The organism is Streptomyces longisporoflavus, from assembly GCF_014649775.1.
Classification (GTDB): Bacteria; Actinomycetota; Actinomycetes; order Streptomycetales; family Streptomycetaceae; genus Streptomyces; species Streptomyces longisporoflavus.
Map to the genome: position 1 here is coordinate 23,163 of NZ_BMTR01000050.1, position 7,186 is coordinate 30,348.

Here is a 7,186-nt window from a genome sequence, read left to right on the forward strand (position 1 = left end):
TCTTCGTCCGGGGTTCTTCGTCAGTTCACCGGGGAGTTCACTTGGCCAGCAGGGACGTGATGTGCGCGGCGATGAGGCGCGGCGACGGCTGCCGCAGCACCAGATTCGCCCGCAGTTTGAGGCCGGTCGAAGCGGTCAGGCGCTTGCTCAGCTCCACCGAGAGCAGCGAGTCGAACCCGATCTCCTTGAACTCCTGGTCGGGGTCGATGGATTGCCCCGAGGAGTGTCCGAGCACGACGGCGACCTTCTCCCGGACGTGGTCGAGGACGAGCGCCCCGGCCTCGTCGGCGGGCAGCGCGGCGACCCGGTCCGCCAGCGAGACGACCTGCTCCTCGTCCTCGGGCAGCTCGGCCGGCGGCTGTTCCGCCGCCACCGTGTGCGAGGAGTTGAGCCAGTAGCGGCGCCGCTGGAACGCGTACGTCGGAAGGTCCACGCGCCGGCGGGTGCCGAACAGGGCGTCCCAGTCCACCGACCCACCCCGGACGTGCAGCTGGGCCAGCGAGCCGACCACGGACTCCGGCTCGCTCCGGTCCCGCCGCGCCGAGGAGAGGACCAGGGCGTCGTCCACGTCCTCGACGATGTCCTGCACCGGCACGGTGAGGACGGGGTGCGGGCTCATCTCGACGAACACCCGGAATCCGTCGTCCGCCAGTTTCCGGACGGAGTCTTCGAAGAGAACCTTTTCGCGCAGGTTGTTGTACCAGTAATCGGCGTCCAGCTTCGCGGTGTCGATGATCTCGCCGTAAAGCGTCGAGTAGAAGGGCAGCTTCGACGTCTGCGGGCGCACGTCGGAAAGCGGGTCGATCACCTGGTCGCGGACGCGGGTCACATAGTGGGAGTGCGAGGCGTAGTCGACGGATATGCGCCGCGCCTGGGCGCCTTCGGCCCGCATTTTCTCGACGAATTCGTCGAGCGCGTCGGGCTCTCCGGAAACCACCACCGAGCGGGGTCCGTTGACCACGGCGATGTTCACCTGGTCGCCCCACGGAGCGATGCGTTCCGCCACGACGTCCGCGGACTCCGCGACCGATGCCATCCCGCCGTGACCGTTCAGGTCGATCAGGGCCTTGCTGCGCAGCGCCACGACCCTGGTGGCGTCGCGCAGGGACAGGGCGCCGCACACGTAGGCGGCGGCGATCTCGCCCTGGCTGTGGCCCACCACGGCGGCCGGTTCCACGCCCCAGGACCGCCACAGGGCGGCCATGGACACCATCACGGAGAACAGGGCGGGCTGGACCACGTCCACCCGGTCGAGGGTCGGCGCCCCTTCCGCGCCGCGGATGACGTCGATGAGCGACCAGTCGACCCACTCGGCGAGGGCGGCCCCGCACGCGTCGAGGCTCTGCGCGAAGACCGGGAAGGTGTCGTACAGCTCGCGGCCCATGCCGACCCACTGCGAGCCCTGGCCGGGGAACATGAAGGCGATGTTGCCCGGGCTGCCCGCGCTGCCGCTGACGACCGCGGCGGACTCCGTGCCGTTGCTCAGCGACGTCAGGCCGCCGAGCAGCTCGTCCCGGTCGCGGCCGAGGACCACGGCGCGGTGCTCGAAGCGCGAGCGGCCGGAGGTCAGCGACCAGCCGATCCCGGCGAGGTCCGCGGCGGGGTCCGCGGCGACGAAGTCGCGCAGCTTGCCCGCCTGCTGCTGAAGCGCGGCGGCGGTCTTGCCGGACACCACCCACGGCACGAGGCCGCCGGCCACGCCCGGGGCCGCGGCCCGCTCGTCGGTCTGCCCAGGCTCGTCGGGCTGCTCCGGCGGTGCCTCCTCCAGGATGACGTGCGCGTTCGTGCCGCTGACCCCGAACGACGAGACGCCGGCCCGCCGCGGACCGTTCTCACTGGTCCACTCGCGCCCCTCCAGCAGGAGTTCGACGTCGCCGGACGACCAGTCCACGTGCTGCGACGGCGCGTTCACGTGCAGCGTCTTGGGCAGGTACTTGTGGCGCATGGCCATGACGGACTTGATGACTCCGCCGACTCCGGCGGCGGCCATCGCGTGACCGATGTTCGACTTCAGGGACCCCAGCCACAGCGGCCTGCCCTCGGCCCTGCCCTGCCCGTAGGTCGCGAGGAGGGCATGTGCCTCGATGGGGTCGCCCAGCTTGGTGCCGGTGCCGTGCGCCTCGACCAGGTCGACCTCGGACGGTGCGACACCCGCGTTCGCGAGCGCCTTGCGGATCACCTTCTCCTGGGCGCGGCCGTTGGGGGCGGTCAGTCCGTTGCTGGCGCCGTCCTGGTTCACCGCGGAGCCGCGCAGGACCGCGAGCACCGGGTGGCCGTTGCGCCGGGCGTCGGACAGCCGCTCGAGGAGCAGTACGCCGACCCCCTCGGCCCAGCCGGTCCCGTCGGCGCCGTCCGCGAAGGCCTTGCAGCGGGCGTCGGCCGAAAGCGCGCCCTGCTTGGAGAACTCCACGAAGAGCGCGGGCGTCGGCATCACCGACGCACCGCCCGCGAGGGCCAGCGAGCACTCACCGGAACGCAGCGCCTGCTCGGCCATGTGCAGGGCGACGAGGGACGACGAGCACGCCGTGTCCACCGACACCGCGGGCCCGGTCAGGCCCAGTTCGTAGGCGACGCGGCCGGAGGCGACGCTCAGCGCGCTGCCGTACAGGAGGTAGCCCTCCAGGTCCTTCTGGCCGCCTTCCAGGAAGCGCCACCCGTACTCGGTGGAGCTCACTCCGGAGAAGACGCCGATCTCGTCCCCGCGCACGTCGGCGGGGACGATGCCCGCCCGCTCGAAGGCCTCCCACGACGTTTCGAGGAGCAGCCGGTGGTGCGGGTCGACGGCGAGGGCCTCGCGCGGGCTGATGCCGAAGAAGCCCGCGTCGAAACCGGCCACGTCGCCCAGGAAGCCTCCGTGCCGCGTGTACGAGCTGCCGGGGGCATCGGGGTCGGGGTCGTACACGTCCCGCCACCCGCGGTCCGTCGGGAACTCCTCCACGACGTCCCGGCCTTCGCGGAGCATGTCCCACAGTTCCTCGGGCGTGGACACGCCTCCGGGGTAGCGGCAGGCCATGGACACCACGGCGATGGGTTCGCCGCGACCGGCCTTCAGGGCATCGTTCTCCTGCCGGAGACGGTCGCGCTCCTCAAGAAGCGTGCGGAGCGCCCGTTGGACCCGGTCCGCGCCGTCCGCTGTGCGATCCGCGGAGTTGGTCATGTCACTTACCTCTTCTCGTCAAGGGCCAGACCGACCAGTGCTTCCAAGTCCAGGTCCGACAGTTCGTCCGCGCCGGTGCCGGCGTCCGCCGGCTGATCGTTCGCGTCCGCCGGCTGCCCGTCGGCGCCCGGCCCGGGCCGGGCGGCGCAGGCCAGGACCAGCTCAAGAACGCCCGCGCCGCGCAGGCTGTCGATCGAGATGGTGCGCAGTACTTCCCGGATCTCCTCGTCCGTCTCGCCGCCCCCGGCCGGGCTCGTGTCCGTTGCCGGACGCAGCAGCTCGTGGAGGTGCTCGCCGAGTTCGCGCGGGGTCGGGTAGCTGAAGACGAGGGTGGAAGGCAGCCGGAGGCCGGTCGCCGAGGCCAGCCGGTTGCACAGTTCGACCGAGGTCAGCGAGTCGAACCCGAGCTGCGTGAACGCCAGGTCGACGTCGACGGCGGCGCCGGAGGCGTGGCCGAGTACGACGGCCACCTGGTCGCGGACCCAGTCCCGTACGGCTGCCTGCGCCTCGTCGGCGGGCAGGGCGGCCAGGCGGGAGGCCAGGTCGAGAGCGCCGCCGTCCTTGGCCGTACCCGTCTTGCCGCGGCGTGAGCGGCCGCTGTCGACGAGGTCGCGCAGGACGAGCGGCAGTTCCTCGGGGGCCTTGTTCCGCAGCGTGGCGATGTCGATCCGCGCCGGGACGAGGACCGGCTTGTCGCTGGCGCACGCCGCGTCGAACATGGCGAGCGCGTCGGCCGTCGGCATCGCGGCGACGCCCATCCGGCGCAGCCGCGAGAGGTCGGCCTGGTCCAGGCCCTCGGTCATGCCGCTGCTCTGCTCCCACCAGCCCCAGCACAGCGCGGTGCCGGGCAGGCCCGACGCCTTGCGGTGGGCGGCGAGACCGTCCAGGAAGACGTTCGCCGCGGCGTAGTTGGCCTGTCCTCCGGTGCCGAGCGTGCCCGCGAGCGCGGAGAACTCGATGAACGCGGACAGGGCGTAGTCCTTGGTCAGCTCGTGCAGGTTGATGGCGCCGCCGGCCTTGGCGCGCAGTACGTGGTCGATGCTCTGCGGGGTCAGCGCCTCGATGACGCCGTCCGCGAGCACGCCGGCCGCGTGCACGACGGCGGTCAGCGGGTACTGCCCCGGCATGTCCGCGAGCAGTTCCGCCACGGCGTTCCGGTCCGCGACGTCGCACGCGACGACCCGCACGGCCGCGCCCGCCGCCTCCAGTTCGGCGACCAGCTCGGGAACCCCGTCGGCGGCAAGGCCGCGGCGGCTCGCCAGCATCAGGCTCCGTACGCCGTGTTCGGCGACGAGATGCCGCGCCACCAGCGAACCGACGCCGCCGGTACCGCCGGTGACCAGTACGGTGCCGCCGCCGAAGCCGTTGCCCAGTTCGAGGACCAGCTTGCCGACGTGGCGGCCCTGGCTCATCTCGCGGAACGTCTTGCGGGCGTCGCGGATGTGCCGCACGGCGACCGGCGTCAGCTGCACGCGCCCGTCGGCGAACAGCTCCATGACCTCGCGGAACATCGCGTGGATCGCCTCGGGGCCCGCCTCGAAGACGTCGATGGCCTCGTAGTCGACCCCGGCGTGAGCGGCGGCCACCTGGCGGGGATCGCGGATGTCGGTCTTGCCCATCTCGATGAACTTGCCGCCCTCGGGCAGCAGTGTCAGCGAGGCGTCGACGAATTGGTGGGCGAGCGAGTTCAGTACGACATCGACGCCCTGGCCGCCCGTGGCGTCCAGGAACTTCCGCGCGAACTCCAGGTCACGCGACGAGGACAGGTGCGCGTCGTCGAGTCCCAGGCCGCGCAGGGCGGGCCACTTGGACGGGCTCGCGGTCGCGTAGATCTCGGCTCCGATGCCCTTCGCCATCTGGACGGCGGCCATTCCGACGCCGCCCGCCGCGGCGTGGATGAGGATGCGCTGCCCCTTCTTGAGCTTCGTCACGTGGAAGAGCGCGTAGTACGCGGTGAGGAACGTGGTCGGCATGGACGCCGCCTCGGCGTAGCTCCACCCGTCGGGGATGGGCATGAGCAGGCGGTGGTCCGCAAGGGCCACGCGGCCGAAGGAGCCGGTGAAGATGCCGGTCACCCGGTCGCCCGGCGACAGGCTCGTCACGTCGTCCGCCACCTCGACGACGACGCCGGCGCCCTCGCTGCCGATCCCGGTGTCGATGGCCGTGCGGTCCACCAGGCCCAAGGCGATGGTGACGTCACGGAAGTTGAGCCCCGCGGCCTCGACGGCGATCCGGACCTGCCCGCTCGCCAGCGGCTCCTCCACCTCGGGGCACGGAACCCAGGTCAGGTTCTCCAGGGTCCCCTTGCTCGGGATGCCGAGACGGTGGGCGCCGTCGCCCGGCTCCTGGATCTGCTGGTCCTCGGGCGAGACCGGTGCCATGCGCGGAACGAGGTACGTGCCGCCGCGCACCGCCAGTTGGTCCTCGTCGACGGCGAGGGCGTCCGGGAAGCGCGCCAGGGACGTGTCCTCGTCGTCGATGTCGACGAGGCGGAACCTGCCGGGGTGCTCCGTCTGCGCGGACCGGATCAGACCCCACACGGATGCGCCGGGAAGGCTGTCGACGCCCTCCCCCGCAGCGGTGGCAAGGGCCCGGCGGGTCAGCACCACCAGCGTGGATCCGGCGAGCGGCTCCTCGGCGATGAAGCGCTGGACCAGGTCGAGGACGTACTTGTCCGCGTCGGCGACCGTGGTCAGGAGGTCGGCGCGGGCATCGACGAGGTCGTCCGGGCAGACGACGATGTGCCGGGGGGTGTCTTGCGCGAGGATCTCGTCCGGGGACTCGTAGGACAGGACGTTCTCGCCGCCCGCCCCGGAGAGCCGGGAGGCCAGGCCGCCGCTCTTCGCGCCGAGCACGCCCCACTGCCCGCGGTAGGTGTCGTGCTTGCCCTGCTTGCTCTGCTTGACCGGCCGCCATTCCAGTTCGTACAGCGTCCGGCCCTGTCCGCCGCCCGCCGGGCGCACCTGCTCGGCGCTGACCGGGCGGAACGTCAGCGCCTCGATGTGCGCGACGCTGCGGCCCTGCTCGTCGGCGATCGCCAGGGAGACGACGCCTTCGCCGGCCGGAGAGATCCGGACCCGCACACTCGGGCCGCACTCCCCGACCAGGTTCACCCCGGCCCAGGAGAAGGGCATCCAGCCCTGGTCACCGGTCACCTCGATGACGCCGCCGGCCGCCACCGCGTGCAGCACGGAGTCGATCAGCGCCGGGTGCATGCCGAACCCGCCGCGGGCCGGGCCCTCGGAGGTTTCCGGCAGGGTGGCGAGGGCGTAGAGGTCGTCGCCGTCCTGCCAGACCTCGCGCAGGCCGCGGAAGGTCGGGCCGTAGTCGAACCCGGAGTCCGCCAGGGAGTCGTAGAGACCGTCGATGTCGATGTCGAGCCGCTTCGCGCCGGCCGGTGGCCACGCGGCGAGCGTCCGGGTGGCGTCGGCCCGTTCGGCGGTCTCGGGTGACAGGTTCCCCATCGCGTGACGGGTCCAGCCGCCCACCGTCGGGCCGTCGTCGCCGGGACGCGAGTACACGTCCAGGGAACGGCGCCCCGTCTCGTCCGCCGCACCGACGACGACCCGTACCTGGACGTCGCCCGAGTCGGGAAGGATCAGGGGGACTTCCAGGGCGAGTTCCTCGACGGCGGCGCAGCCGACGAAGTCGCCCACCGACAGGGCCAGGTCCATGTACGCCGTCGCCGGTACGACGACCGCGCCGAACACGGCGTGGTCGGCCAGCCAGTCGTGGGTACGCAGGGACCACAGGTCGGTGAAGACCACTTCGCCGGAGCCCGGGTGGTCGACGGCTGCGCCAAGCAGCGGGTGGTCCGAGGCCGAGAGACCGGCGGATGCGACGTCCGCCGAGTCCGACTCCATCTCGGCGAGGAAGTCCAGCCAGTAGTTCCGGCGTTGGAAGGCGTAGGTGGGCAGGTCGACGGGGCGGCGGGGACCGAAGAAGGCGTCCCAGTCCACGGCGGCACCCCGCACATGCAGCTGGGCCAGCGCACCCACCAGTGCCTCCGCTGCCGGACGGTCACGCCGC

The 7,186-nt window shown here is 72.1% G+C and carries 2 protein-coding genes; both read right to left on the reverse strand.

Annotation, left to right across the window (positions count from 1 at the left end; translation table 11 throughout):
* Positions 1-37: 37 nt before the first annotated feature.
* Positions 38-3,157: a type I polyketide synthase gene (locus tag IE226_RS41340; protein ID WP_190086678.1), complete on the reverse strand. Its 3,120-nt coding sequence runs from the start codon at positions 3,155-3,157 to the stop codon at positions 38-40.
* A 5-nt stretch (positions 3,158-3,162) separates the two neighbouring features.
* Positions 3,163-7,155: an SDR family NAD(P)-dependent oxidoreductase gene (locus tag IE226_RS41345; protein WP_229871919.1), complete on the reverse strand. Its 3,993-nt coding sequence runs from the start codon at positions 7,153-7,155 to the stop codon at positions 3,163-3,165.
* Between the last annotated feature and the right edge of the window lie 31 nt (positions 7,156-7,186).